The following is a 26622-nucleotide window of genomic DNA, read 5'->3' as shown; positions in this document are numbered from 1 at the left end:
TGTGTGAAACTGTAACGCATGGCACCTGAGACGCAAGCGGGACCGGCCGGCGCCGCACTTCCGCTCCCCCCGATGAAGTGGGACGCCTGGGGCGACCCGGCCCTGGCCAAGGAGCTGTCCGCCGACATCAAGGGACTGCTCGCCGCCGCCCTCGGCGTCACCGGCGACGCCGCCCCCGGGCCGAGCGCCGACGAGGTCGTCCTGCACCCGTCCCGGCTCTCCGCCGAGGACCTCGACGCGCTGGCCGGCGCGGTCGGCAAGGAGCACATCAGCGCCGCCGACGCCGACCGGCTGCCGCGCGCCGGCGGCAAGTCCACCCCGGACCTGCTGCGCCGCCGCAGCCGCGAGGCGCAGGACGCCCCCGACGCCGTCGTGCTGCCCGGCAGCGAGCAGGAGGTCGCCGCCGTCCTCGCGGTGTGCGCCGAACGCCGCATCGCCGTCGTCCCGTTCGGCGGCGGCACCAGCGTGGTCGGCGGCCTCGACCCCGAGCGCGGCGGCCTCGCCGCCGTCGTCTCCCTCGACCTGCGCCGCTTCGACCGGCTGCTCGACCTGGACGAGACCTCCGGCGAGGCCGTCCTCGGCGCCGGCCTCACCGGCCCGGCCGCGGAGGAGCTGCTTGCCGAGCGCGGCTGGGAGCTCGGCCACTACCCGCAGAGCTTCCGCTACGCCACCATCGGCGGCTTCGCGGCCACCCGCTCCTCCGGCCAGGACTCCGCCGGGTACGGGCGCTTCGACGAGATGGTGCGCGGGCTGCGCGTCGTCACCCCGGCCGGGGTGCTCGACCTCGGCCGCGCCCCCGCCTCCGCCGCCGGCCCCGACCTGCGCCAGCTCTTCCTCGGCTCCGAGGGCACCCTCGGCGTGATCACCGCCGTCCGGCTGCGCGTCCACCCGCTGCCCGCCGTCAAGGCGTACGAGGCGTGGAGCTTCCCCGACTTCGCCACCGGCACGGCCGCGCTGCGCGCCGTCGAGCAGCAGGGCACCGGCCCGACCGTGATCCGGCTCTCCGACGAGGCCGAGACCATGATCAACCTGGCCATGACCGAGCAGATCGGCGGCGCCCCGGCGGTCAGCGGCTGCCTGGCCGTCACCGTCTTCGAGGGCGGCGCCGCCCAGGTCGCCGCCCGGCAGCAGCTCACCCGCGACGCCCTGCTCGCCGCCGGCGGCACCTCGCTCGGCGAGGGCCCCGCCCGGGCCTGGGAGCACGGCCGGTTCAGCGCCCCCTACCTGCGCGACTCGCTGCTCGCCGCGGGCGCGCTGTGCGAGACCCTGGAGACCGCGGCCTCCTGGAGCCGGCTGCCGGCCCTGCGGGCCGCCGTCACCGAGGCGCTCACCGGCGCCCTGCCCGGCTCCCTGGTGCTCTGCCACGTCTCGCACGTCTACCCGACCGGCGCCTCGCTCTACTTCACCGTCGTCGCCGCCCTCGGCGAGGACCCGCTCACCCGCTGGGGTACCGCCAAGCGCGCCGCCGGGGACACCATCCTCCGCACCGGCGGCACCATCAGCCACCACCACGCCGTCGGCGCCGACCACCGGCCCTGGATGACCGAGGAGATCGGCGACCTCGGCGTGCGCATCCTGCGCGCCGTCAAGGCCGAACTCGACCCGGCGGGCATCCTCAACCCGGGCAAGCTGATCCCGTGAACGACGTGAGAACCGTCCGCAGGGTCGCCGTTCTCACCAACCCGGCGGCGGGCATCGGCCACGCCGAGCCCGCCGCCCACCGGGCCACCGCCCGGCTACGGGCCCTCGGCGTCGACGTCGAACCGCGGGCCGGGCGCTCCCCCGAGGACGCCGTCCGGCTCGCCCGCGAGGCGGCTGCCGACGGCGTGGACGCGGTGGCCGTGGTCGGCGGCGACGGCATGATCAACCTCGCCCTCCAGGCCCTGGCCGGCACGCCCGTCCCGCTCGGCGTGATACCGGCCGGCACCGGCAACGACCACGCCCGCGAGTACGGCCTGCCGCTCGGCGCCCCCGAGGCCGCCGCCGACGTCATCGCCGCCGGGCGCACCCGCGGCGTCGACCTCGGCCGGATCACCGGCCCGGACGGCGCGGTGCGCTGGTACGGCTCCGTCCTCGCCACCGGCTTCGACTCCCTGGTCAGCGACCGCGCCAACCGGCTGCGCTGGCCGCGCGGCCGGATGCGCTACAACCTCGCCATCGCCGCCGAGTTCGCCAACCTCCGCCCGCTGCCGTTCCGTATCACCCTCGCCGACGGCACCGTCATCGAACGCGACCTCACCCTGGCCGCCGTCGGCAACACCCGCAGCTACGGCGGCGGCATGCTGATGTGCCCCGCCGCCCTGCCCGACGACGGACTGCTCGACCTCACCCTCGTCGACGCCATGCCCCGGCTGCGCATCGCCCGCTTCTTCCCCACGCTCTTCAAGGGCACCCACATCACCTATCCGGAGGTCACCACGCTGCGCACCGAAGCCCTGCGGATCGAGTCCCCCGGCATCACCGCCTACGCCGACGGCGAGTTCATCGCCGCGCTCCCGGTGGACGTCGCGGTGGCACGGGACGCCCTGCGGGTGCTGGTGCCGTGAGGGGCTGACGCCGCCGTCCGGCCGTCGGGGTGCCGCCGGACCGCGGTGCCGGTCTCACCCCGCCAGGCGGCGGCGCCACAGCAGCGGGCGTATCTCGACGGCCTGGGACGGGTCGCCGTTCCAGACCGTCGGCAGACCGGCCTCCGCCAGGGCGGCGACCACCTCCTTCCCGACCGCGGCGGTGGCCGCCGGGGAGCCGTCGAAGCCACCGTACAGCAGGGACAGTCCGTGGCCGAGGGCGGCGGATTCGGTGCCCTGGGCGTGGAAGTAGACGAAGCCGCGGGCGTCGGCCTCGCCGGCCCCGGCGATCTCGGCGTCGCCGCAGGAGCGGCAGCAGCCGAAGTCCTCCCGGGCCGTGATGCCGCCCGCCTCCAGGGCGGCGAAGGCCCGGGCCAGGCGCTCCGGATCCGTCTCGCCGATCCAGCCGGTCTGCTCGCCGACCCGCTCCAGCCAGAGCCGGTCGGCGAGTTGCTCGGCCTGGGGGCGCGAGAGCGGGCGGCGGTCGCCCGCGACCAGGTGCTCCTCGGCCTGCTCGGCGAGCCGGGCGCGGTCGGTGTAGCCGCAGGCCAGCGTCAGCCGCAGCCGGTCCTCCAACTCCCGCCGCTCGCCCGCCTCCAGGTCGATCGGCGGCACCGGCGCCGGCGCCGGGCCCAGGTCGAGCGGCTGCCAGTCCAGCCCCTCGTCCCAGCCCGCCGCGCCGCGCGCCCAGCCCGTCATCGCCGCGACCACCGGCTCGGGCCCGGCCAGCCGCACCTCGAAGTGCCGCTCGGCGGAGCCGTCCCGGTGCTCCAGCGTGTACTCCTCGCCGTCGGCGTGCCACACCTGCACGTACACGTCCGGCAGGTCCGGTATCCGCTCCACGACGAGGAAGCGGTCGTCCGGCGCACCGATGCGCCGGACCATCCCCGCGAGGTCGTCCGCGGACACCCTCAGGTGCCGCGTCTCGTTCGTCTGCACCGTGATCGCCAGCATGACGTCACCGTTGCACACGGCACTGACAATCCCCGTGGCCGATCCCCGGCGGCCGATCCCCGCAACAGATCCCGCGGTTCAGGCCCGCCACGCCCGTACCCGGCCGGCCGGCAGCGCCACGGCCGCCGCCGCGTCCGCCGTCTCCAGCGGCACGCGGTTCTCCCGCCCCGGCCCCTCCACCACCGTGAACCCGTCGTCCCAGGCCGCGGCGGCCTCGGCGGCGAACGTCCCGTCGTCTGTGCTCAGGCCCCCTGGACGAGGGACTTCAGCTCGCCGACGCTCTCGGTGAGGGTCGGTTCGCCGGAGCCCGGGTCGACGGTGAAGACGCGGTAGCCGGCGTCGGTGGTGACCCTGACCTGGCCGGACCCGGCCCATTCCGCCGCGACGAACTCCCCCTGGCCCCGGAAGCCGCCCGTGTGGAGGGCGAGGACGTCCCAGCGGCGGGTCGACAGGCCGGTGCCGGTCTCCAGCCGGACGAAGTAGCGCCCGTTGTAGCCCTCCGGATCGTCGTGGTGGGCCACCGTCAGGACGTGGTCCGCCCGCTCCGGGGAGGCGGTGCGGCTCACCCCCTGGACCTTCGGTCCGAACATCTGCAGGACGTGGCCGCCACCCGACAGCAGCAGCCCGAACACCGCGAACGCCGACGCCAGCCCGCCGACGACGTCCCACCGGCCGCGGACCACGACCGCGGCCAGCAGCAGGACGGCGGCCAGGCCGAGCATCGCCCACGGCCGGTTCAGGACGTCGGCCACCACCGCCCGCCCACCGTTCCCGGACTCCATCCGCCCCACCGCCCACAGCGCCGGCGGCAGCAGCAGCGCGGTGGCGGCCACGATGCCGCCGGCTCTCCCACGGTTCGCCATCGAACCCCCTCCTCGGTTTCCGGGCATCCTAGGGCGCTGCCCGCCCCGGCCCGGCCGAGAGGTTCTCCGGTGCCCCGGTACCGCCGGTCTGCTAGCCTCCTGGAGGCCGTGCGAGAGAACGAGGAGGTGGTACCCGTGAACGTTTCGACATGGGTGCTCTCCTCCGGGGTCACGGTCGGGCGATAGGTCGTCGTCCGGGAGCGCCGTTCCAGTGCACTCCCGAAAGGCACGACCATGCGTTTCACTTCCGAACAGCACCTCGACGGCGGCGTCCTCGAGCGTGGGTTCACCCTCGGCGAGATCCCCGGCATCCTGTGGACGCCCGCATCCGCCTCCCCGTCCGAGCCGGTCCCGCTGGTCCTGCTCGGCCACCCCCCGCTCGGACTGCGCAGGATGCACCCCCGGCTGGTCGCCCGGGCCCGACGCTGCGCGGCGGACGGCTTCGCCGCGGCCACCATCGAGCTCCCCGGCAGCGGGGACCGGCCCCGCTGGGCCGCCCTCGAGCAGGCCCGCGCCGACCTGCGCCGGGCCATGGAGGCCGGCGAGCCGGTCGGCGAGGAGATCGTCGACGCCCTCGTCCTCCCGCTCGTCGACAAGTCCGTCCCGGAATGGCAGGCCGCCCTGGACGCCCTCCTCGCACTGCCCGGGATCGGCGGCCCGGTCGGGTACTCGGGGGGAGTCATCTCCATCGGCGTCCGGCTGGCGGTGGTCGAGCCGCGCATCGTGGCCGCCGGCCTCTTCGCCGGGAGCCTCGTTCCCCGCGCCGTGTTCGAGGAGGCCCGCCGGGTCACCATTCCGCTGCACGTCCTGCTGCAGTGGGACGACGAGGGCAACGACCGGCAGGCGTCCCTGGACCTGTTCGACGCCTTCGGCTCCCGGGAGAAGACGCTGCACGCCAACATGGGCGGGCACACGGGCGTCCCGCGGTTCGCGGGCGAGGACGCGGCCGGGTTCTTCGCCCGGCACCTGCGCCAGCCGCAGGCCGGTCCCGGTGGACGGTAGGCAGTAGGCCGGTGCCGGCCGACCGTCGCGATCGAGGAGGGCGCGGGCCCTCTTCGATTCGCGGCGCGCCGGCCGGTGGCTCCCGGCCCTGCCGCCGGGAAAACCGGGTGACCCGGCGGCAGGGGGTCGGGTAGCGTGCCGGGCATGTCGAGCCCTGAGGCATCCAGGGTGGGGGCTTTCGGTCACGCGCCGTCAGCCCCCTGAAACCCCGGAGATCCTGAACCACCGAGGTCCGAGCGAGCGCCACGCCTGCGCCGCCCGGGGGTTGAGCGTGCGGTGACGAGACGTCCGTCCTCCTCGTTCCCACCGCCCCGCTTCGGAGCCTCTCTATGCCCCTTCCGCTCTATCTGCTCGCCCTGGCCGTGTTCGCCATGGGCACCTCGGAGTTCATGCTCGCCGGGCTGCTGCCCGGACTCGCCGCCGATCTCGGCGTCACCGTCGGTACGGCCGGCGGGCTGACCTCGGCCTTCGCGGTCGGGATGGCGGTCGGCGCGCCGCTGATGGCCGGTCTCGCCCGCGGCCGGTCGGGGCGCGGCAGCCTGCTCGGGTTCGTCCTGGTGTTCGCGGCGGCGCACGCCGTCGGGGCGGTGACGACGAGCTTCCCGGTGCTGGTGGCCACCCGGGTGGTCGCCGCGCTCGCCAACGCCGGGTTCCTGGCGGTGGCGCTGACCACCGCCGCCGCGCTCGTCCCGGCGGACCGCAAGGGGCGGGCGCTCGCCGTGCTGCTGTCGGGGACGACGGTGGCGACGGTCGCCGGCGTCCCGGGCGGGGCGGTGCTGGGCGCGCTGTTCGGGTGGCGCGCCGCGTTCTGGGCCGTCGCGCTGCTCTGCCTGCCGGCCGCCGTCGGCATCGCCAAGGGCCTTCCGCCCGTTGCCCCGTCGACCGACCGGGCTCCGGCCCCGGACCCGGCCCCGGCCCTGCGCGCGGAGCTCGGCGAGCTGCGCCGCCCCCCGCTGCTCCGCGCGATGCTGCTCGCCGCGCTGGTGAACGCGGCGACCTTCGGCGGCTTCACCTTCCTCTCCCCCGTGGTGACCGGCCCGGCCGGGCTGGGCGACCTGTGGGTGCCGGTCGCGCTGGTGCTGTTCGGGGCCGGGTCGTTCGCCGGGGTCACCGTCGCCGGGCGGCTCGCGGACCGGCGCCCCGGCCTGGTCCTCGCCGTCGGCGGCCCGCTGCTGCTGGCGGGCTGGCCCGCCCTGGCCGTCCTGGCGGACGCGCCGGGCACGCTGCTGCCGCTGGTGTTCCTGCTGGGCGGGCTGTCCTTCGCGGTCGGCGGCACGCTGATCACCCGGGTGCTGTACGAGGCGGCCGGCGCCCCCGCGCTGGCCGGCGCCTACGCGACCGCCGCCCTCAACCTCGGCGCCACGGCCGGCCCGCTGTTGGCCGCCACTTCCCTCGGCACGGCGGCCGGTGACCTCGGCCCGTTCTACGCGGGCGGCCTGCTGGTCGCCGCCGCACTGCTCGTCGCGGCGGTGCGGCCGCGGCTCGGCTGAGCCCCGCCGGAGCCGGCTGCGGGCGGCGGCGGAAGCCGGCCGCCGCCCGCGGCGCGGTGGGCCGCTCCTGGTCCGGCGTGTCGACCGGCACCCGGGCGTGCACGCCGGCCGGCACCTGTCGATCACCCGGGCGGCGGGGCCGGGCCCGGCACCCAGGAGACCGGCGTCGACGGTGGAACTCCGCTGCCCACGGCGGCCGGTGGCCCGGTGACGCCCCGCCGGGGACCGGCCCTGACAGCCGGCTCCCCCACCCGCGACGACCCGCGCCGCAGCCCGACGCAGGGTGGCTGCCTGCCGGGACCGACCCCCGTACGGCCCCGGCACGCCCCCTCCCCCGCTACCCGACCACCCGCAGCACGATCTTGCCCTGGATGTGCCCCCGCTCCGCCCGGCGGTGGGCGGCGACGGCCTCCCGCAACGGGTAGACGCCGTCCACGGCCACCCGGACCCGGCCGTCCGCCAGCAGCAGGGCGAGTTCGGCGAGGTCGCCGCCGCTGGAACGGACCTGCCACAGGCCCTCGTTCAGGGCCACCCCGAGTTCCGCGGCCCGCTCGGGCCGGTAGTCGCCGAGGAAGCAGGACACCAGTCGACCCCCGCGCCGCAGGGCGCCCAGCAGGCGGTGGGCCTCGGGGCCGCCGACGGTGTCGACCAGCAGGTCGGCGCCCTGGACGGCCTCGGCGGCCGGGGTGCGGGTGTAGTCCACGAAACGGTCTGCGCCGAGGCCGTGCAGGAACTCCTCGTGCCGTCCGGAGGCGACCGCGACGACCTCCTCCGCCCCGGCCAGGCGCAGGAGTTGGACCGCGAGGTGTCCGATCCCGCCGGCCGCGCCGACCACCACGGCCGATCCGCCCCCGGCGTAGCCGAGGCGCTTGTACAGGAACTGGAAGGCGGTCAGCCCGGCCATCGGTACGGCGGCGGCCTCGACGTGCCCGAGGGCGGCCGGTTTGCGCGCCAGGTCGGCGGCCGACGCGACGACGTACTCGGCGTAGCCGGACGGGCGGCCGGGGAAGCCGAGGAGCCCGAAGACCTCGTCGCCGACGTTCCAGCCGGTGTCGGGGCCGCCGAGCTCCGCGACCACGCCGGAGACGTCGGTGCCGAGGGTCAGCGGCAGCGGCCAGTCGGGCCGCCGTTCGGCCGGGATGGTGGTGAAGCCGCTCCGGACGTACCAGTCGGGCGGGTTGAGGCCCGCCGCGTGGACGCGGACCAGCACTTCTCCGGGCCCCGGGACGGGCCTCGGCACCTCCTCGTACCGCAGCACCTCGGGCCCGCCGTAGGCGTGCAGCCGGACGGCTTTCATCGTGTTCTCCGTGGCCATGCGCTCTCCCCCGACGCAGGACGGACGGGCTCCGACTAGAATCCGGAGCGCCGCTCCGGAAAGCTAACCGGAGCAGTGCTCCAGTTGTCAACGGCGAGGAACCCCATGCCCCTTGAACCGCAGACGGCGCCCCGCGCCGACGCCCAGCGCAACCGCGACCGGATCCTGGCCGAGGCGGCCGCCCTGATGGCCGACGAGGGCACCCAGGCCTCCCTGCGGGACGTCGCCCGCCGCGCCGGGGTCGGCCTCGGCACGCTCTACCGGCACTTCCCCACCCGCGAGGACCTGCTGGCGGCCCTGCTCGGCCGCCGCTTCGAACTCCTCACCGCCCGCGCCGACACCCTCGCCGCCGCCGAACCGGCCGGCCCCGCCCTGACCACCTGGCTCCACGAGTTCCTCGACGCCGCCGCCTACCGGGGCCTGCCCGCCACCCTGATGGCCACCCTGCAGGACCCGGAGTCCGCCCTGCACGCGAGCTGCCTGCGGATGCGCCAGGCGGGCGGGCGGCTGCTCGCCGCCGCCCAGCGGGAGGGACTGATCCGCCCGGACGTCACGGCGCTCGATGTCTTCGTCCTCGTCAACGCCCTGAGCTGGACCGCCGACCAGGGGCCTACCCTCGCCGAGCGCCGCGACCACCTCTTCGGGCTGGTCATGGACGGCCTGCGGCCCCGCTGACCCCACCGGCACCGAAGGCCGCGCCGAACTCGCCCTCCCTCAGCCCCGGTTCACACCCCCGGGGTCGCCGCCACCCGCCCGTCGGCGATCGCCGCGACCAGCTCGCCGTGGTCGGCCGCCGTCCGGTCTGCGTAGCGCAGCGCGAAGTCGGCGACCGCCTCGGCGAAGGTGTCGGCGCTGCCGAGGTAGCCAGCGATGGCGAGGCGGTCGCCGGTGCGGGCGTGGGCGCGGGCGAGGGTGCGGCCGCAGAGGTCGGCGTAGGCGCGCAGGCCGGAGGGCCGGAAGTCGGCGATGTCCGCCGAGCCCTTCATGTCGCGCAGTTGGCGGCCGTAGAAGTGGCGCCCGGCGGGGCCGGTGGTCCAGCCGAGGAAGATGTCGCCGGCGGCCTGCATCAGGTGCTGGCCGGTGACGACCCGGCGGCCGCCGTGGTGGGCGAGCACCTCGGCGTCCGCCCGCAGCGGCGGCAGGTGGTCCTCCAGCACCGACCGGCCGGCCTCCTTGAGCTGGAGGAACAGCGGGTCGTGCCCGTTCCCGCCCTCCAGCAGCACGATGTAGCAGCGGGTGCCGACGCTGCCCACCCCGACCACCTTGGTGGCCGCCTCGACGAACCGGTAGCGGTCCAGCAGCACCCGGCGGTCCTCCGCGAGGGTGGCCCGGTAGTCGCTGAACACCTTGCCGACGCCGCGCAGTTCGGTCTTCCTCAGCGGTTCGATCAGCGGCGGCGCGCTGATGATCCGGCGCCGCCCGTCGCGTTCCTCGGTGAGCTTGCCGAAGGCCTGGAGGCTGGTGCGGCGCCGGGCGCGCGCGAACTCGGCCTCGGCCCGCCTGCGCTGCCGGGGCTTGGCGAGCAGCGGCAGCAGTTGCGCGGTGTCCACCCGGGCGTACCAGACGTCGAGTTCGCCCCGGCCCGCCAGCCGCCGCATCGCGGTCGCGTACCCCTGGGCGGCGGCGAGCGCGGCCCGGCGCGCCCGCCGATCGTCCTGGCCGTTGTCGCGGGCGGCGACGGCGACGCTGGCGGCGAGCCGTTTGACGTCCCACTCGAAGGGGCCGGGGAAGGTCTCGTCGAAGTCGTTGACGTCGAAGAGCAGCGCGCGCTCCGGCGAGGCGTACAGGCCGAAGTTCAACAGGTGGGCGTCGCCGCAGAGTTGGACGGTGAGTCCGGTGTCGGGGAGGGCGCCGAGGTCGGCGGCCAGGACGGCGGCGGCGCCGCGCAGGTAGGCGAACGGGCTCTCCGCCATCCGCCCGTGGCGGATCGGCAGCAGCCGGGCGACCCGGTCCGCGCCCTGCCGTTCCAGCACGCCGAGCGGGTCGGGCCGGTCGGCGGCGGGGATCCACCGGCCGTGGGCGGAGCGGGAGACCCGCTCCCGGGCGGCCCGGCCGTGCCGGCGGCGTTCGGCGGGGGTGGTCATGGCGCGGCTCCGGGCATCGGCGGGTCCCCTCCTCCCCGCGAGGCTAGGACACGGGTGCCGGAGGGCGCAGCGCGCGCCCTCCGGCGGTCGACCGTCCGGGTGAACCCCGGCGGCTCAGCGCACCGTGAAGTCCGCCATCATCGCCATGTCCTCGTGCTCCAGGTTGTGGCAGTGCAGCATGTACGCCCCCGCGTAGTCGGTGAAGCGCACCAGCACCTCCACCGCCTCGGCCGGGCGCAGGTCCACGGTGTCCTTCCATCCCGCGTCGTACGGGCCCGGGTCGGCGCCGTTGCGGCCGATCACCTGGAAGTGGTCGAGGTGGACGTGCACCGGGTGGTGCAGGTCGGTGGAGAAGCGCCAGAGCTCGACCGCGCCGAGGGCGGGCGTGGCGATGGACTCCCCCGGCTTGTACGGGCGGCCGTTGATGGTCCAGCCGTCGCCGCGGCTGCGCCGGAAGGTGAAGTCGCGGGTGGCGACGGCGGCGGAGGCGTCCAGGGCCTCGACGGCGGCGAGCCGGTCGGGCACCATCGCGTCGTCGGCCGGCTGCTTCGCGGTGACGTCGAAGCGCATCACCTCGGCCGTCCGGCCGCTGCCGAAGCGGTTGACCAGCCGGACCTGGGTGCCGGGCTGGTAGCGGGAGAAGTCGACCACGACGTCGAAGCGTTCGGCGGGCGCGATCTCGATGCCGTCGTGCCGGACCGGGGCGGCGAGCAGGCCGCCGTCGGAGCCGATCTGGACCAGGGCGTCGCCGCCGGGCGGCTGCGGGTCGAGTTCGAGCCGGTAGAGCCGGGCGTTGGAGGCGTTGAGCAGCCGCAGCCGGTAGCGGACCCGGTCGACGTCCAGCCGGGGCCAGGGCGCGCCGTTGACCAGGATGACGTCGCCGAGCACGCCGTTGGCGTAGGCGTCGGTGACGCCCGGCTCGGCGAGCTGGGGGTCGACGGCGGGGTAGCGGAAGGAACCGTCGGCGGCGAAGGAGCGGTCGGTGATCATCAGCGGCAGGTCCCGCTCGCCGCGCGGCAGCGGCAGCGCGTCCTCCTCGTCGTCGTGCACGAGGTGGAAGCCGGCCAGTCCGCGCCAGACGCCGGGGCCGGTGAAGCCCATCCGGTGGTCGTGGTACCAGAGGGTGGCGGCGCGCTGCTTGCCCGGATAGGTGTAGCTGCGCTCGCCGACGGCGGTGCGGGCGGCGGCATGGTCCGTCCCGGACATCCCGGCCATCCCCGCCATGCCGGCCATCCCGGCCATGCCGCCCGCCTGCTGGGCGGCGTCCGGCGAGGACCCCACCGGCAGCAGCAGGTCCACCGGGTAGCCGTCGCTGTCCGCCGGGGTGTGCCCGCCGTGCAGGTGGGTCACCGAGGGCACCGGCAGCTCGTTGCGGTGCTTGACCACCGCCGTCCGCCCGGAGCGGGTGACCACGGTCGGCCCGGGGAAGCCGCCGCCGTACGTCCAGGCCTCGGTCCGCACCCCGGGCAGGATCTCCAGCCGGGCGACCTGCTGGGTGATCTCGTAGTGGTCGGCGGTCGCGTCGGTGCGCACCGGTTGCAGCACGGTCGGCACCGGCAGCGCGGCCCGGAAGGCCTCCGGCAGGTCGAGTTCGCTGCTCAGCAGCTGCCCGGGGCGGCCCTCGGCGAGCAGCCGGGCGACGGAGGGGCCGGCCACCGAGACCAGGGCGCCCGCGCCGAGCACGGAGGCGCCGACGCGCAGGAACCGGCGCCGGTTCACTTGACCACCTCGACCGGTCCGCCGGGGCGCGGCAGCCGCCCGGTGCCGTCCGGGCCGCCGACGACCCGCGCCTCCCGGGCCGGCAGCGGCAGCCGCCAGGCGCCGACCAGGCCGAACAGCACGCCGCTGACCAGCAGCACGCCGAGCGTGACGTGCACGCCGAGCGCCCGGGCGTAGCCGGCGGTGATCTGGCCGATGACGGCGACGGTGAGCAGGGCGGTGGTCCACAGCGGCCAGAGCGGGCCCCGGCCGGGCCACCGGACGGCGACGGCCACCGCGAGCTGGAGCACCACCACGGTGGCCAGCATCATCGCGTTGCCCTCGTGGTCCTTCAGGGAGTCGTAGGTGCCGTTCAGGAAGCTGCCGGCCAGCATGACCTGGAGCAGTGCCAGCAGGGCGAGCAGGGTGGTGGAGGTACGCAGCAGGATCAGCGGCCAGCGGGGCGCGGGGGCGGCAGGAGGACTGCTCATGGTCGGGCTACTCTCTGCGTCGACGGTCTGGCGGGGCGGGCGCGAGCGTAACTGATGAGACGTCACGATCAGCTCTTGAAAAGGTCATCGGACCGTCATGTGGTCCCCATGACCGCCCGCTCGGGGCCGTCGTTCTCACCCGAAGGAAGGGGGTGCCCTTGAGTCGTCCTCAAGAGCACCCCCTTCCTCGCCTCCCGCGGGCCCGCTACTGACGCGCCGCGCCCAGCCCCGCCGGCCGGGTCCGCAGCAGCGCCCGGACCGGCACCCCGGTCGCCGCGAGGCAGAGCAGCACGGCTCCGGCGGCCAGCGGCAGGGCCAGCATCGGCGGGACGTACGGGGCGGAGTTGGCCACGCCCCGGGCGACCGGCACCAGGGTGACCGCGGCGATCACCGCGCCGACCGCCAGCCCGGTCGAGGCCACCAGCAGCGCCTCCCAGCGCATCATGCCGCGCACCTGGCGCCGGGTGGTGCCGGCCAGCCGCAGCAGCGCGACCTCGCGGCGCCGGTCCAGCACCGTCATCACCAGGGTGTTGGCGGCGCTGACGGCGGCGAACCCGCCGAGCACGGCGGCCATCACGGTGTTGGCCCAGCCGTTGACCTCCATCGCCTTGTCGGACTGGGCGACGAACCCGGCCCGGTCGGTCACCGCGGCCCCGGCCAGCCCGCCCAGCCCGGCGGCCACCGCCGCCCGGTCGGCGCCCGGCGCGTCGGCGACCAGCACCTGGCTGTCGTACCCGGCGGTGACGTGCGCGGCCACCGCGGCCCGGGGCAGCAGCGCCTGTCCGACGCCGAGCCCGCGGTCGTACACCGCGACCACGGCGGGCCGGACGGCGGTGCCGTCGCCGAGCCAGAGCGGGACCCGGTCGCCGACCTTGGCGCCGAACGCCTCGGCCAGGGTGGAGCTCAGCGCGACGGTGTCGGGCGCGCGGCCGAGGTCGGCGAGCGCACCGCTGCGCACGCCCAGGTCGAGCACCTTCGGCAGCCTGGCCGGGTCGCCGTCGACGCCGAGCACGGGGGCGGAGCTCAGCTGGTCGCCGTTGCGGTAGACGACGCCGGTGCGCAGCACGCCGACGGCGGTGTCCACGCCGGGCACCCGGCCCGCCCGCTCGGCCGTCCCGGCGGGCAGGCCGGGGCCGGTGGCGCCGACCACGTGGTCGGCGGTGACGCCGGCCCGGACGTTCTCGCCGCTGGTGTGGCGCACGGTGCTCTGGATGATCAGCAGGGTGCCGCAGAAGGCGGTGACCAGGACGATCGGGGTGATCGCGGAGGCCAGGCGGCGGGCGTTGGCGCGGGTGTTGTCGGCGGCCAGCGAGCCGGGCGCGCCGCCGGCCCGCAGCGGGGCGCCGAGCACCGCGGCGGCGACCCGGGCCAGCCAGGGGCCGAGCAGGGCGACGGCCATCATGAAGCACATCACCACGCCGAGCGCGGTCTGGGCGGCCTTGGCGCCGTCCAGGGAGGTGGCGATGGCCGCGGCCGCGATGCCGCCGGCGGCGAAGACCAGTCCGAGGACGGTGCGCACCGCGCCCGGGCGGGGCGCTTCGACGGCGGCCTCGCCGAGCGCCTGGGCGGCCCGCATCCGGGACGGCCGGCGGGCGGCCAGGAACCCGGCGGTCAGCGCGGCGAGGGTGCAGGCGAGGACGGCGGCGAGCATCGGCAGCGGGCCGACGTCCAGGCGGACGTCCGCGGGGACGGCGCCGCGCTCGACCAGCTGGTCGAACCACCAGCGGGCGAGGGCGATTCCGGGCAGGATGCCGAGCGCCGCGGCGAGCGGCGCGACCAGCATCGCCTCGGCGGCGATGGTGCGGCGGATCTGGCGCGGGGTGGCACCGATGGCGCGGAGCAGGGCGAACTCGCGGGCGCGCTGGCCGGTGGCGAGGGCGACGGTGCTCATCACCACGAAGACCGCGGTCATGGTGGCGTAGCCGCCGAAGCTGCCGCCGAGCGCCATCAGCAGGGTGCGGGCTCCGCCGAGGTCGGGGTGCTCGACGGCGCCCCGGTCGTCCCCGGTGAGGACCTTGACGGCACCGGCTCCGGCAGCGGCAGCGGCTCCGGCCTTGGCACCGGCGTCGCCGCCGACGGCCTGGCGGACCTGGGCGGCGAGCGCGGCGGTGGTCACGCCCGCGCGGGGCTGGACGGCGATGGCGTCGATCCGGCCGGGGTGGCCGGAGAGGCGGTCGGCGGTGGCGTCGGCGAACCAGGCGGTGGGGCCGGCCTGCTGGGCGGCGGCCAGACCGGAGACCCGGTAGTCCGCGGTGCCGCCGGGCGCGGTGAGCGTGAGGTTCGCGCCGGGCGCGATGTGGGCGGCGCGCGCCGTGTCGGCGTCCAGCACCACCTCGTTCGCGCCGGGCGCGCGGCCCTCGACCAGGGTGTCGCCCGGCCCGGCGATGCCGAGCGCGGCGAAGCCCCGGCCGGTCAGGGCCGGCGCCCGGCCGGAGGCGGGCAGCGGGAAGGCGGTGTCCGGGCGGGCCGCCGCGACCCCGGGCAACGCGGCCAGTCGGCCGGCCAGCGCGGCGTCCGTCCGGGCCCGCTCCGGGGTGGCCTCCTCCGTCGTCTCGGTGTCCGTGCCGACCTTCCGCTGGATCTTCACCGCCTGGTCGGCCGCGACCACCACCGGGGTGTCCGCGTACCGGGCCGGCTTGAGGCTCGCGGTCAGACCGGTCTGCAGCAGCACGCCGCAGGCCACCACCACGGCGGCGCCCAGCAGCAGGGCGACCAGGGTGCCCGCGAAGGACGCGGGCCGGAAGCGCACCGAGGAGCGCGCGAGTCCGTTCGTCATGCCGCCGCTCCCACCGGGCGGGCGGTCAGCGCGACCATCCGGTCCGCGACGGTCTGCGGGCTCGGGTGCGGCAGGTCGTCGACGATCGCGCCGCCGGCCAGGAACAGCACCCGGTCGGCGAAGGAGGCCGCCACCGGGTCGTGGGTCACCATCACCACCGTCGCGCCGAGCGAGTCCACGGCCTGCCGCAGCAGGGCCAGCACCTCGTGCGCGGTGCGGGTGTCCAGCGCGCCGGTCGGCTCGTCGGCGAACACCACGTCCGGGCGAGTGATCAGCGCGCGGGCGATCGCCACCCGCTGCTGCTGGCCGCCGGAGAGCTGGCCGGGCCGCCGCTTGGCGTGCTCGCCCAGGCCCACCCGGGCCAGCAGCTCCCGTGCCCGGGCCCGGTCCTGGCGCTCCCCGGCAAGGCGCTGCGGGAGCAGCACGTTCTGCTCGACGGTCAGCGAGGGCAGCAGGTTGAAGGCCTGGAAGACGAAGCCGATCCGGCTGCGGCGCAGCTTGGTCAGCCGGTTCTCGCTCAGCGCGGTGATGTCCTCGCCGCCGAGCCGGACCTGCCCGGAGTCCGGGCGGTCCAGGCCCGCCGCGCACTGGAGGAAGGTGGACTTGCCGGAGCCGGACGGGCCCATCACCGCGGTGAAGCTGCCGTGGGCGAGCGCCAGGTCGACCCCGCGCAGCGCGTGCACCGTCGCCTCGCCTCGGCCGTAGGTGCGGCGCACCCCGCGCAGCTCGATCGCGGGGGCCGCCTGCGGGGCCGGGGCGTACCCGCCGTGACCGTCGGCGCCGTAGCCCTCGCGGCCGTATCCGTCGGGGCCGTACCCCTCGGCAGCGTGGCCGCCGGGGCCGTACTGATCCGTCCCGAACTCGTCGGTCCTGCGGCGGTCTTGGCGGCGTGCCATGGGTGGGCCTTCCTTCGGTTCTGCGTCGCTCGTCGTCAACGTGCTCCAACCTAGGGACGACGGGCTCCGCGAACCATGCAGGCCACCGGCGGAACGGCGGTGGGGTTATCCCCCCACCGCTTCGGCGGGAATCCCCAGGTAGGCGGCGCGCAGGACGGCGAGCGCCGGGTGCGCGGGGTCGAAGGCGGTGCCGTCCACGGCCGCCAGCGGGCGCACCCCGACCCCCGCGTTCACCGCGAAGGCGGCGGTGAAGCGGTCCAGCCCGTCGGCGGGCAGCGACTCGCGGGACTGCGGGCCCCGGTACGCGCCGGACAGCAGCGCCTCCGTCACCCCGGGCAGGCTCGGGCCCTGCGGCCAGACCAGCCGCTCCCCGGCCAGGAAGCCGACGTTCCAGGTCGCGCCCTCGACCACCAGGCCGTCCTCGCCGACCAGCAGCACGTCGTCGTAGCCCGCCAGTTGGGCCTGCCGACGGTGGTGCACCAGGCCGAACAGGCCGACGTGCTTCACCTCCGGCAGCTCCCGCCGGTACGCCGCGGTGCGGACCCGCAGCGGGGCGGGCTCGGCCGCCGCGGCCGGGCGGGTGGTCACCAGCAGGGCGGGCGCGGCCGGGGCGGCGGGGCGCTCCAGGCCGAGCGCCGGGTCGTACACGGTGACCCGGACGATCACCGGCGCACCGTCGGCGGGCAGCACCGCGCCGATCCGCTCCCGCACCGCCGCCCGGTCCAGCTCGGCGCCGAACAGCGCCCGGCAGTCCCGGACCAGCCGGTCCAGGTGCAGGGCCAGACCGCGCACCCGGCCCGCCTCGGCGCGCAGGGTGGTGAAGTGCCCGTAGTTGAGCAGCCCCAGCGCGGCCAGCCGCGCCGGGTCGGCGGGGGCGCCGTCGATCTCGATCTCAGCCATCCCCCGAGTCTGCCAGCTGCGGGGACCCGGGCCGCGGCGCGGAGCCCGGCAGCGCGGACCGCGGGGGCACTGACTGCGGCGGGACGGACTCCGGCAACGCGCTCTCCGGCAGCGGCACCGAGCGGTACGGGCTCACCACCCGCCGGCCCGCCGCCCGGGCCACCCGCTCGAACTCCTCTATCCGGTACGCCAGGCCCTCCGGCTCCCCGGCGTCCGACCAGCGCCACGCCTCCGCCCACCACTGCGGGCCGCGCACCAGCGGCCGGCCCGCCAGCGCCAGGTACAGGGCCAGCGTGGAGCGGGCGTACTCGTGCACCCAGCCGTCGCAGCCCCGGTAGTCCGCCGTCTCGTCCAGCCGCAGCCAGCGGCCCTCCTGTCCGGCGGCCAGTATCGGCACCCAGCCGCGCAGCCGGTCGGCGACCAGCAGGAGCAGCCGGCCGTCCTCCTCCCGCACCCGGTGCAGGGGGAGTTGGGGCATCCGGGCGAAGGAGAGCGAGTGCTTCCAGCCCACCACCCACAGGCCCCGGCGCAGGTAGTAGCGGACCGCCGGCTGCCAGGTCCAGTGCGCCTCCAGCCGGAACCCCGGCAGGCCCTCGGCGGTGGCCGCCGCGTACACCTCGTCCAGCGCGGCGGCGGCCAGGCCCCGCCCGCGCGCGGCCGGGGTCACGTAGAGGGAGGAGACGGCGAGCTGGCTCGGGCCCTTGGTCCAGTTGTCCACGGCGACGGTGCCCACCACGGCGCCGTCGTCGTCCTGGATCCAGTAGCGCCGCCGGTACAGCTCACCGCCCGGCCACTCCCGCCCGCTCTCCCCCAGCCGCTCCCGCCAGGCGCGCTCCGCCGGCGGCGCCAGCCCGTCCGGGTCCACCAGCTCGCCCAGCCCGCCCTCCACCAGGGACGCCAAGTCCCAGAGCGCGAACCGCCGTTCGTCCCCCGGCCCGGCCGCCCGAAGCCGCGGCCCCGCCGCCAGCCGGTCCTGCGCCCGCTCCACCGCCGCATCCCACGACCTCACCACAGGGCGAGGATAGCGGCGCGGCGGGGACGATCAGTAATCCGGCCGCCACCGAATGTCAGTGCGGGGAGCGGGAGGTGGCGCCGACCCCGCCCCGCCGCCGGGCCGGCCCCGAGGACGGCGCCCGCCGCCGGCGGCCGTCGGGGCGGGGTAGGGAAAACCCGACCACGAGACTCGACCTGGCCGTGATGACCCCGCCGAGCTGCGGCGATGCAATGAAGCGGTGACGAAACGGGCGTGGTGGTGGTGCGGCGGGTGGCTGGTCGCGGCGGGGTGGGCGGGGGCGTTCCCGGTGGTGTCCGGGCTCGGTCCGCACCGGAGTTGGGGGGCCTGGGCGGCCTGCGGGTACCTGCTGGCGGCGCTCGCCGTGGTGCTGGTGCGGCGGCGCGGACGTGAGGTCTCGGTGGCGGTCGCGGCCCTCGGGGCGGTGCTGGTGCCGCTGCTCCTGCTGGTCCTGGACGGGCGGGGGCAGAGCGAGGTCGGGGTGATCGAGCGCTCCGGGTCGCTGCTGCTGCACACCGGCACGCCGTACCTGGCCGAGCCGCTGACCGTCGAGGAGTACACCCCGTACCTTCCCGGGATGGCCCTGCTGGGGCTGCCCCGGGCGCTGCTGGACGGCACCCCGCTGGGCGGCTCGCCGCTGGGCGACGCCCGGCTGTGGTGCGCGGCGGTGTTCCTGGTCTGCGTGCTGCGGACGATGCCCGCCGGGCGCCGGCTCGGCGCCGCCGCGCTCACCGCCTCGCCGGTGGTCGCGCTGCCGCTCTGCGTCAGCGGGGTGGACCTGCCGCTCACCGGCCTCTGCTGGCTCGCCCTGGTCCGCGCCGCCGAACGGCGGCCGGTGGCGGCCGGGTTGGCGCTGGCCGCCGCCTGCGCGCTGAAGTGGACGGCCTGGCCGGCGCTGGCCGTGGTGGCGGCCCTGCTGGCGGCCACCGCCGGACGGCGCGCGGCGCTGCGCGGGGTAGCCGTCGCGGTGGGGGCAGCGGCGCTGGCGGTGCTGCCGGTGGCGCTGCGCGCGCCGGGGCCGCTGGTGGAGCAGGTGTTCGCCTTCCCCACCGGGCGCGGCGGCCTGCCGACACCGGCCGCGAGCCCGCTGCCCGGGCGGCTGCTGGCCGACCTCGGCCCGGCCGGCTGGTGCGCCGCCGTCGGACTGCTGCTGCTCGCCGGGCTCGCCGTCGGGGCGTCCCTGGCCGTCCGGCCGCCCCGCACCGCGCCCGCCGCGGTGCACCGGCTGGCCCTCGGACTGACCGCGGCCTTCCTGCTGGCGCCCGCCGGGCGGTTCGGCTACCTCGCGCTGCCGCTCGTCCTGGTCCTGCTGTCCCTCTCGTCCGCCGTCTCGCCCTCCCTCCCGTCCTCCGTTCCGCTCCCCCTCCCGTCCTCCGTTCCGCTCTCCGTTCCGAAAGGCCTGCCATGGGCACCACCCTCGTCGTCACCAACGACTTCCCGCCGCGCCAGGGCGGCATCGAAACCTTCGTCAAGGCCATGGCCGACCGCGTCCCCGGTCACGACGTCGTGGTCTACACCTCGGCCGAACCGGGTGCGGAGCTCCACGACGCCGCTCTCCCCTACCCGGTGATCCGCGACCGCGCCCGCACCCTGCTGCCGACCCCGCGGGCCACCCGCCGGGCCGCCGAGATAGCCCGGGAGCACGGCTGCGACCGGGTCTGGTTCGGCGCCGCGGCCCCGCTCGCCGCGATGACGCCCGGCCTGCGGCGGCTGGCGCCCGGCATCCGCCGCACCGTCGCCACCACCCACGGCCACGAGATCTGGTGGGCCCGCACCCCGGGCGCCCGCGGCCTGCTGCGCCGGATCGGCCGCGGCACGGACGTGGTCACCTACCTCGGCGCCTACACCCGCGCCCGGATCGCGCCCGCGCTCGGACCGGACGCCCGGCTGGCGCGCCTGGTGCCGGGGGTCGACCCGGCGGTCTTCCGGCCGGCCTCCGAGGACTCCGTCGGGGAGGCGGCCGCCGCCCCGGTGGTCCTCTGCGTGGCGCGGCTGGTCCCGCGCAAGGGCCAGGACGTGCTGATCCGCGCGCTGCCCGCGATCCGCCGGGCCGTGCCCGGGACCACCCTGGTGCTGGTCGGCCGGGGCCCGGACGAGGACCGGCTGCGGGGCCTCGCCCTCCGCCTCACCGAACCGGGCAGCGTGGTGTTCACCGGCGGCCTCGACCACGCCGCGACGGCCGTCCACTACGCGGGGGCGGACGTCTTCGCGATGCCGTGCCGCACCCGCCGGCTGGGCCTGGAGGCCGAGGGCCTCGGCATCGTCTTCCTGGAGGCGGCCGCGGCCGGCCTCCCGGTGGTGGTCGGCCGCTCCGGCGGCGCCCCGGACACCGTCCTGGACGGCGTCACCGGCGCGGTCGTCGACGGCCGCGCGCCCGCCGAAGTGGCCGCCGCCCTGACCCGGATCCTGCTCGCCCCGCCCGCCGAGCGCGCCCGGATGGGGGCGGCGGGGCGGCGCTGGGCGGAGGAGCACTGGACCTGGGAGGCCTCGGCGCGGCGGCTCACCGAGCTGCTCGACCCCGCCGTGCCCCTGCCGGACCCGGCCGACCCGGCCACCGCGGTCAATCCCGCCACCGCGGTCGATCCGGCCGCCGCGGTCACTCCGGCTGCCCCCGCAGGTGCCTGACCAGCCGGGCGATCGCGGGCGCCCCGCCGTTGGCGCCGACCGCCGTCACCCAGTTCCGCGCCTGGCCCGGCAGGTCCTCCCGGCTCGGGCAGGAGAAGCTGAACAGCCAGACGTGGGCGGACAGGTCGCGTTCCGGAAGTGCTCGCCACTCCTCGCCCCCGGCGGCCGTCAGCATGTCCTGGCAGGCCGCCAGCGCCTGGTCCCCGTCCCCGGCCCACTCCTGCCGCAGCCACAGCAGGAAGTTGGTCTGGGCCGTCGTGGTGTCGTCCCTGGTCGCCTCGCCCTTGAGCATCCGGTTGACGATCGCGCTCTGCGGTTCCCGTGTCCTCGCCATGCCGCCATCGTTCCGGCACCGCGGCCGCCCTGACAAGGGCGTCACTCAAAAGCCGTACGGAGCCCGCCCGTTCACTCACCGCGCAGGTGGGCCAGCACCGCGAGGACCCGCCGGTTGCCCTCCGTCGGGTCCAGGTCCAGCTTCATGAAGATGTTCCCGCAGTGCTTCACCACCGAGGCCTCGGTGATGCTCAACCGGCCTGCCACGGCCTGGTTGTTGAGGCCCTCGGCCATCAGCGCGAGCACCTCGCGCTCGCGCGGGGTGAGCCGGGCCAGCGGGCGGTCGGCGGACCGGCCGCGCAGCAGCACCCGAACCACCTCGGGGTCGATCAGCGTCTCCCCGTCGGCGACCCGCCGCAGCGCGTCCAGGAAGTCCGCGACGTCGCCGACCCGGTCCTTCAACAGGTAGCCCAGACCGGCCGGTTGGGCGCCGGCGGCGGCGAGCAGCCGGGTCGCGTACGGGGTGGCCACGTACTGGGAGAGGACCAGGACGGGCAGGCCCGGGTGGCGCTCGCGCAGGGCGAGGGCGGCGCGCAGGCCCTCGTCGGTGTGGTCGGGGGGCATCCGGACGTCGGTGACCACGATGTCCGGCCGCTCGGCGTCGACGGCCGCGGCCAGCGCCTCCGCGTCGCCGACGGCGGCGGTCACCCGGTGGCCGCCGAGGGTGAGGAGTTCGACCAGTCCGGCGCGCAGCAGCACCGCGTCCTCGGCGATCACGACCCGGAGCACGGGACCTCCAGCCGCAGCGTCGTCGGGCCGCCCGTCGGGCTCGTCACCATCAACCGTCCTCTCAGCAGTGCCACCCGGTCGGCGAGTCCCGCCAGCCCGGCCCCGGCGGCCGGGTCCGCCCCGCCCCGGCCGTCGTCGGTCACCTGGACGACCAGCCGGCCGCCCGCGAGCCGCCCGTGGACGGTGATCGCGGTGGCGCCGCTGTGCTTGGCGGCGTTGGTGAGCGCCTCGGTGACGGTGAAGTAGGCGGTGGTCTCCACCGGGGCGGGCAGCCGCTCCGGGAGCTCGATGTCGGTGGCCACCGGGATCGGGTGGCGCTGCGCGACCTCGTCGACGGCGGCGGCGAGCCCGTGGTCGGTGAGCACCTGCGGGTGGATGCCGCGCACCAGCCCGCGCAGCTGCTCCAGCGCCTGCCGGGCCTCGCCGCGCGCCCGGGTGACGAGCTCCGCCGCCCGGCCGTCCCGGTCGCGCAGCTCGTACTCGGCGAGCCCGAGGGTCATGCTGAGCGCGACCAGCTGCTGCTGCGCGCCGTCGTGCAGGTCGCGCTCGATCCGGCGCCGCTCGGCCTCGAAGGCGTCGGCCAACCGGGCCCGGGAGCGGGTGAGTTCGAGCACCTGGTGGCCGAGGTCGTCCTCCCGGGGTCCGAGCAGGAAGCGGGCCAGCGCGACCTCGGCCCGGACCAGCAGCGCCCCGGCGTACGCGCAGAGCAGCAGACCGGCCAGTCCGGCGGCGGTGAACGGCAGGGCGGCGAACGGCCCGGCGACGGCGCGCCCGGGGACGAGCATCACGGTCTCCGGGGCGAGCGCCCAGACCACCAGCGGGGAGACCGTGAACGCGCCGGAGATCACCAGCAGCGCGGTGAAGCCCAGCGAGGCGGCGGCCAGCACGGTCGAGGTGAGCCCGGCGTGGGCGAGTTCGCGCCAGGTGGCCCGCTCGCGCAGCCGGGTGCGGACACGGGCGCGGCGGCCGGCCCCGGGCAGGCTGCGGTGCGGGTCGGGCGGCGGGACCGGCTCGACCAGCCGCAGCCGCCACCGGGCCACACCGGCGGCGGGGATGCCCGCGAGCGCCAGGGCGAGCAGCACCGGCAGTCCGAGGCCGACCACCGACAGGCCCGCGCCGACCACCAGCAGCACCGCGAGGACCACCAGCAGCACCGGCCCGAACAGCGCCCCGCCGAGCAGGTACGCCCAGCAGCGCGGCACCCAGCGGGTGAACGGGAAGCGCAGCGGGTGCGCCCGCAGCGCCTCGCGTACGGACGTCGGCCGCCGCTCCCCGTCCGTCACCGACCCCTCGTTCACCCGGTCCACCCTAACCGACCGGCTGACGGTCCTTCGGGGCCCGGGCGCGGGCCGCGCGCGGCCTGGTCAGCGCGACGGCGGCGACCACCAGGGCGCCGCCGGCCAGGGCGTTCCAGCCGACCGGCTCGGCGAGGAAGGCCGCGCCGAGCGCGGTGGACCACAGCGGCGTCACGTACGTCACGGCCGAGGCCACCGTCGTCCCGGCGCCGCGGACCAGCGCCAGGTTGAGCAGGTACGCCACGCCCGTACCGAGCGCGCCGAGCACCAGCAGCGCGCCGGCCGCGGCGGCGCCCGGCCAGCGCGGAAGGCCCGCGGCGAACGGCGCCACCAGGGCCAACTCGACGGTGGCGCACGTGATCTGGAGCGTGGAGAGGGTGGTCACCGACTCCGGGCGGCCGGACAGGAAGCGGCGCAGGTAGGCGAAGCCCGCGCCGTAGCAGCAGGCGGCGGCCAGGCAGGCCAGCGCACCGGCGGTCGCACCGGCGCCCAGGCCGCGCCAGACCCCGAGCACGGTGAGCACGCCGACGAAGCCGAGTCCGAGACCGGCCAGCCGGCGGCCGCCCGGGCGGCGCTCCTCGGGGACGGTCAGCACCGCGAACAGCAGGGTGAACAGCGGGGTGGTCGCGTTCATCACCCCGGCGAGCACCGAGCTGACCCTGGTCTCCCCGAAGGAGAAGAGGGTGAACGGCACGCTGTTGAGCAGCACCGCGACCACCGCCGAGTGCCCCCACAGCGCCCGGTCGCGCGGGGCCCGCTCGCCGCGCAGCAGCAGCACCGCCCACAGCGTGGTGGCGCCGAGCAGGCAGCGCCACAGCGCCAGCCACAGCGGCGGCACGCCCGCCTCGACCGCCACCTTGATCAGGGCGAAGCTCGCGCCCCAGATCGCCGACAGTGCCACGAAGCCCGGCAACCAGCGCCTCACCCCGACCACCTCCGTCCTCCCGTCGCGTCTTCTGGACAGAGCGTGACCCGGCGGCGCAGCATGAGTCCAACAAGTGGCAGTGCACTCGTGATGAGGAAGTCTCATGACCCCGGACGTCAACCTGGCCCAGCTCAGGGCACTGGTCGCGGTCGCCGACACCGGCGGCTTCAGCGCGGCCGCCGACGAGCTCGGCATCAGCCAGTCCGCGGTCTCGCACGCCGTCGCCGCGCTGGAGCGCAGCCTCGGTGCGCCCGTGCTGTGGCGCGGCAGCCCGTGCCGGCCCACCCCGCTGGGCGAGCAGGTCCTGCCGCACGCCCGGACCGCCGTCGCCTCGGCCGCCGCCGTCCGCGCGATCGCCACCCGGCACTCCGGCGGCCCGACCGGCACCGTACGGCTGGCGGCGCCGACCACCGTCTGCCAGGCGCTGCTGCCCGGGCTGCTCAAGGACTGGCGGGCGGCCTACCCGCAGGTGACCGTCCGGGTCTTCGAGGGCGAGGACGACGAGCTGGCGGCCTGGCTGGAGGCGGGCACGGTGGACGCCGCCGTCCTGGTGGACGCCGGGCCGCTGCCACCCGGGGCGGTCTCGCTCGGCGCCGACTCGATGCACGCGCTGCTCCGCCGCGACCACCCGCTCGCCGGTCAACCGACCGTCCACGTGGCCGAGTTGGAGGACGACGACTTCCTGCTCTCGGAGGGCGGCTGCGAGCGCCACATCCGCGAGGCCTACCGGCGGGCCGGCACCCGCTTCACGCCCCGGCACCGGATCCGCGACCTGAACAGCCTGATCGGCATGGTGCACGCGGGCGTCGGGGTCTCGGTGATGCCCGCGCTGGCGCTGACCATGCTCCCGGCCGACTGCGTGCTGGTCCCGATCCGGCCCGCCGTCCACCGGACGCTGTCGCTGACCGGGCCGACCGGCCGCCCGTGGTCCCCGGCGGTCGGCTCGCTGCTGGCGGGGATGGCGCCGGGAGTGGCGGCCGGGGCGGCGGCCGGCGTTCCGTCCCGGTGAGCCGGCTCCAGGGCCCGTCGGCCGACCGGTGCGCCTTGACCTCTTTGGGGTTGACCGCCCTTCCCTGACAGGTCTATACCAGTGAGGACCTTCGGCAACCACCCGCCGCCGATGGCCCGTTCGGCCGCCACGCCACCCCCGCACCCGGCGTGAGCAGGCCCGCCTCCCCCACTGCCGTGTCCTGGAAAGGCTTCCGATGGAGCGCGCTCTTCCCCCACAGCACACCGCACGTCCCCCCTTCAGGCGCCGCGCCGTACTCGCCGTGGCCGCCGCGCTCGGCCTGGTCGCCGGCGGCGTCGCCGCCCAGGCCGGCACCGGCTCCGCCGCCGCGGACACCACCGGCACCACCGGCACCGGGGCCGCCGGGGCCGCCGGAGGGCTCGGCAGCAACTGGTACGCCTCGGCGCCGTACCTGATGCCCGAGGACAACAGCCCGCCGGACGCCGCCGCCGTCATGGACGCCACCGGCCAGAAGGCCTTCCAGCTTGCGTTCATCCTGGCCCAGGGCAGCAGCTGTTCGCCCGCCTGGGGCGGCACCTCCCCGATCGACACCGACACCACCATGCCGAGCGTCATCCAGACCGTCCGCGGCAAGGGCGGGGACGTCTCGGTGTCGGTCGGCGGGTACGGCGGCACCAAGCTGGGCCAGGTCTGCGGCACCCCCGAGGCGACCGCCGCCGGGTACCAGAAGGTGATCACCAAGTACGGCCTCAAGGCGATCGACTTCGACCTGGAGGAGCCGGAGTACGAGAACACCGCGGCCATCCACAACGAGATCGGCGCGGCGCGGATCCTCCAGCAGAACAACCCCGGCCTGTACGTCTCGATCACCACCGCCGGCACCAACGCGGGCACCGGCTGGTTCGGCACCCAGATGCTCAACGAGGCCAAATCACAGGGCTTCACGCCCGACAACTACTCGATCATGCCGTTCGACGGCGGCTTCAGCGGCGCCGCGGCGCAGACCGACGCGCTGGTGAAGTTCAACCAGATCCTGCAGACCACCTTCGGCTGGAACGAGGCCACCGCCTACGCCCACGAGGGCGTGTCGATGATGAACGGCCGCACCGACGCCGCCGAGTACTTCCACCAGTCCGACTTCCAGACCGTGCTGGACTTCGCCACCGCGCACGGCCTGGCCCGGTACACCTACTGGTCGGTCAACCGGGACCGCCAGTGCGCGGGCAACGTCGACCCGGGGCTGTCCGGCTCCTGCTCCAGCGTGGCGCAGAACGACTGGGACTTCACCAGGTTCACGGTGAAGTTCGCCGGGGCGACCCCGCCCACCACGCCGCCCACCACCCCGCCGACGACTCCCCCGACCACGCCGCCGACCACCCCGGGCAGCTGCGCCGCCCCGGCGTGGAGCGCGAGCACCACGTACAACGGCGGCGCCAAGGTCTCGTACAACGGGCACGCCTACCACGCCAAGTGGTGGACGCTGAACGAGGTGCCGAGCGCCAGTGGCCAGTGGGGCGTCTGGGCCGACGACGGGCCCTGCTGACGGTCGTACCGGCGACCACCGGTGGGGGGGGGGGGGGGTGTAACGCCCCCCCCCCCCCGGCCCGGGGGGCCCCCCGCCCCCCGCGCCCGCGGGCCCCCCCCCCTCCGCGGCGCACCGCCCCCCCCGCTCGGCCAGCTCGATCGCCGCCGGGGTGGGC

23 protein-coding genes are annotated in these 26622 nt (G+C 76.5%); 9 read left to right on the top strand and 14 right to left on the bottom strand.

Going from position 1 to position 26622, the window contains the following annotated elements; all coding sequences use genetic code 11:
• The first annotated feature begins 72 nt into the window (after positions 1–72).
• The gene (locus ACFRQN_RS04515) at positions 73–1641 is read left to right on the top strand and encodes an FAD-binding oxidoreductase (RefSeq protein ID WP_380738164.1); all 1569 of its coding nucleotides are present in this window, start codon (positions 73–75) and stop codon (positions 1639–1641) included.
• Complete coding sequence (locus ACFRQN_RS04510) at positions 1638–2546, top strand: diacylglycerol kinase (RefSeq protein ID WP_380738162.1); 909 nt, start codon at positions 1638–1640, stop codon at positions 2544–2546. Before ACFRQN_RS04515 ends, ACFRQN_RS04510 begins: the two co-directional genes overlap by 4 nt.
• A gap of 54 nt (positions 2547–2600) precedes the next feature.
• Here the strand turns inward: ACFRQN_RS04510 and ACFRQN_RS04505 are convergent, their stop codons facing one another.
• Together ACFRQN_RS04505 and ACFRQN_RS04500 are read right to left on the bottom strand one after the other, a co-directional pair.
• Entirely contained in the window at positions 2601–3518 is a 918-nt protein-coding gene (locus ACFRQN_RS04505) for a DUF6891 domain-containing protein (RefSeq protein ID WP_380738160.1), read from the bottom strand.
• A 242-nt stretch (positions 3519–3760) separates the two neighbouring features.
• A complete protein-coding gene (locus tag ACFRQN_RS04500) occupies positions 3761–4381 on the bottom strand; it encodes a hypothetical protein (protein WP_380738158.1) in 621 nt (206 codons plus the stop codon).
• Positions 4382–4615: 234 nt separating this feature from the next.
• Here ACFRQN_RS04500 and ACFRQN_RS04495 point away from each other — a divergent pair, with 234 nt between their 5' ends.
• Both ACFRQN_RS04495 and ACFRQN_RS04490 read left to right on the top strand, forming a co-directional pair.
• Complete coding sequence (locus ACFRQN_RS04495) at positions 4616–5383, top strand: hypothetical protein (RefSeq protein ID WP_049658618.1); 768 nt, start codon at positions 4616–4618, stop codon at positions 5381–5383.
• 329 nt (positions 5384–5712) lie between these two features.
• Positions 5713–6873, top strand: a complete 1161-nt coding sequence (locus ACFRQN_RS04490) for a Cmx/CmrA family chloramphenicol efflux MFS transporter (protein WP_380738156.1) — start codon at positions 5713–5715, stop codon at positions 6871–6873.
• A gap of 337 nt (positions 6874–7210) precedes the next feature.
• Here ACFRQN_RS04490 and ACFRQN_RS04485 read toward each other — a convergent pair whose 3' ends face one another.
• Entirely contained in the window at positions 7211–8188 is a 978-nt protein-coding gene (locus ACFRQN_RS04485; protein ID WP_380738154.1) for an NADP-dependent oxidoreductase, read from the bottom strand.
• Between the two features lie 105 nt (positions 8189–8293).
• On the opposite strand from ACFRQN_RS04485, the gene ACFRQN_RS04480 reads away from it, so the two are divergent.
• Positions 8294–8863, top strand: coding sequence for a TetR/AcrR family transcriptional regulator (locus ACFRQN_RS04480; RefSeq protein ID WP_380738152.1), 570 nt, complete (start codon positions 8294–8296; stop codon positions 8861–8863).
• A gap of 50 nt (positions 8864–8913) precedes the next feature.
• On the opposite strand, the gene ACFRQN_RS04475 is transcribed toward ACFRQN_RS04480, so the two are convergent.
• The 7 genes from ACFRQN_RS04475 to ACFRQN_RS04445 all read right to left on the bottom strand — a co-directional run bounded on the left by ACFRQN_RS04475 (position 8914) and on the right by ACFRQN_RS04445 (position 18042).
• Positions 8914–10272, bottom strand: a complete 1359-nt coding sequence (locus ACFRQN_RS04475; RefSeq protein ID WP_117490605.1) for a DUF2252 domain-containing protein — start codon at positions 10270–10272, stop codon at positions 8914–8916.
• 114 nt (positions 10273–10386) lie between these two features.
• Positions 10387–11991 carry a multicopper oxidase family protein gene (locus tag ACFRQN_RS04470; RefSeq protein ID WP_380738149.1) on the bottom strand — a complete coding sequence of 535 codons (1605 nt, stop codon included), beginning with the start codon at positions 11989–11991 and terminating at the stop codon, positions 10387–10389.
• Positions 11988–12461 carry a hypothetical protein gene (locus ACFRQN_RS04465; protein ID WP_049658344.1) on the bottom strand — a complete coding sequence of 158 codons (474 nt, stop codon included), beginning with the start codon at positions 12459–12461 and terminating at the stop codon, positions 11988–11990. Before ACFRQN_RS04465 ends, ACFRQN_RS04470 begins: the two co-directional genes overlap by 4 nt.
• A 205-nt stretch (positions 12462–12666) precedes the next feature.
• On the bottom strand, positions 12667–15237 hold the full coding sequence (locus ACFRQN_RS04460) for an FtsX-like permease family protein (RefSeq protein WP_380738147.1): 2571 nt from the start codon (positions 15235–15237) through the stop codon (positions 12667–12669).
• A complete protein-coding gene (locus tag ACFRQN_RS04455; protein ID WP_079272403.1) occupies positions 15234–16133 on the bottom strand; it encodes an ABC transporter ATP-binding protein in 900 nt (299 codons plus the stop codon). The genes ACFRQN_RS04460 and ACFRQN_RS04455 overlap by 4 nt, the downstream gene beginning before the upstream one ends.
• Before the next feature lie 105 nt (positions 16134–16238).
• Entirely contained in the window at positions 16239–17033 is a 795-nt protein-coding gene (locus tag ACFRQN_RS04450; RefSeq protein WP_380738145.1) for an aminotransferase class IV, read from the bottom strand.
• Complete coding sequence (locus tag ACFRQN_RS04445) at positions 17026–18042, bottom strand: GNAT family N-acetyltransferase (RefSeq protein ID WP_380738143.1); 1017 nt, start codon at positions 18040–18042, stop codon at positions 17026–17028. Before ACFRQN_RS04445 ends, ACFRQN_RS04450 begins: the two co-directional genes overlap by 8 nt.
• A gap of 223 nt (positions 18043–18265) precedes the next feature.
• On the opposite strand from ACFRQN_RS04445, the gene ACFRQN_RS04440 reads away from it, so the two are divergent.
• Together ACFRQN_RS04440 and ACFRQN_RS04435 are read left to right on the top strand one after the other, a co-directional pair.
• Positions 18266–19615 carry a glycosyltransferase 87 family protein gene (locus tag ACFRQN_RS04440; RefSeq protein ID WP_380738141.1) on the top strand — a complete coding sequence of 450 codons (1350 nt, stop codon included), beginning with the start codon at positions 18266–18268 and terminating at the stop codon, positions 19613–19615.
• Complete coding sequence (locus ACFRQN_RS04435) at positions 19522–20670, top strand: glycosyltransferase family 4 protein (RefSeq protein ID WP_380738139.1); 1149 nt, start codon at positions 19522–19524, stop codon at positions 20668–20670. The genes ACFRQN_RS04440 and ACFRQN_RS04435 overlap by 94 nt, the downstream gene beginning before the upstream one ends.
• On the opposite strand, the gene ACFRQN_RS04430 is transcribed toward ACFRQN_RS04435, so the two are convergent.
• The 4 genes from ACFRQN_RS04430 to ACFRQN_RS04415 form a co-directional block, all read right to left on the bottom strand.
• Positions 20642–21004 (bottom strand): hypothetical protein, encoded by a 363-nt coding sequence (locus ACFRQN_RS04430; RefSeq protein ID WP_380738137.1) that lies wholly within the window; start codon positions 21002–21004, stop codon positions 20642–20644. The genes ACFRQN_RS04435 and ACFRQN_RS04430 overlap by 29 nt on opposite strands.
• Before the next feature lie 71 nt (positions 21005–21075).
• Entirely contained in the window at positions 21076–21732 is a 657-nt protein-coding gene (locus ACFRQN_RS04425) for a response regulator transcription factor (protein WP_049660614.1), read from the bottom strand.
• Positions 21717–23030: a sensor domain-containing protein gene (locus ACFRQN_RS04420; protein ID WP_375874534.1), complete on the bottom strand. Its 1314-nt coding sequence runs from the start codon at positions 23028–23030 to the stop codon at positions 21717–21719. The genes ACFRQN_RS04425 and ACFRQN_RS04420 overlap by 16 nt, the downstream gene beginning before the upstream one ends.
• 10 nt (positions 23031–23040) lie before the next feature.
• Positions 23041–23952 carry a DMT family transporter gene (locus ACFRQN_RS04415; protein WP_380738133.1) on the bottom strand — a complete coding sequence of 304 codons (912 nt, stop codon included), beginning with the start codon at positions 23950–23952 and terminating at the stop codon, positions 23041–23043.
• A 103-nt stretch (positions 23953–24055) separates the two neighbouring features.
• On the opposite strand from ACFRQN_RS04415, the gene ACFRQN_RS04410 reads away from it, so the two are divergent.
• Together ACFRQN_RS04410 and ACFRQN_RS04405 are read left to right on the top strand one after the other, a co-directional pair.
• Positions 24056–24961 (top strand): LysR family transcriptional regulator, encoded by a 906-nt coding sequence (locus ACFRQN_RS04410; protein WP_380738131.1) that lies wholly within the window; start codon positions 24056–24058, stop codon positions 24959–24961.
• A 196-nt stretch (positions 24962–25157) separates the two neighbouring features.
• Positions 25158–26465 carry a carbohydrate-binding protein gene (locus ACFRQN_RS04405; protein WP_380738129.1) on the top strand — a complete coding sequence of 436 codons (1308 nt, stop codon included), beginning with the start codon at positions 25158–25160 and terminating at the stop codon, positions 26463–26465.
• Positions 26466–26622: the final 157 nt, after the last annotated feature.

This window comes from Kitasatospora sp. NPDC056800 (assembly GCF_042789775.1).
Classification (GTDB): domain Bacteria; phylum Actinomycetota; class Actinomycetes; order Streptomycetales; family Streptomycetaceae; genus Kitasatospora.
This window is presented reverse-complemented; position numbering and strand designations above follow the sequence as displayed.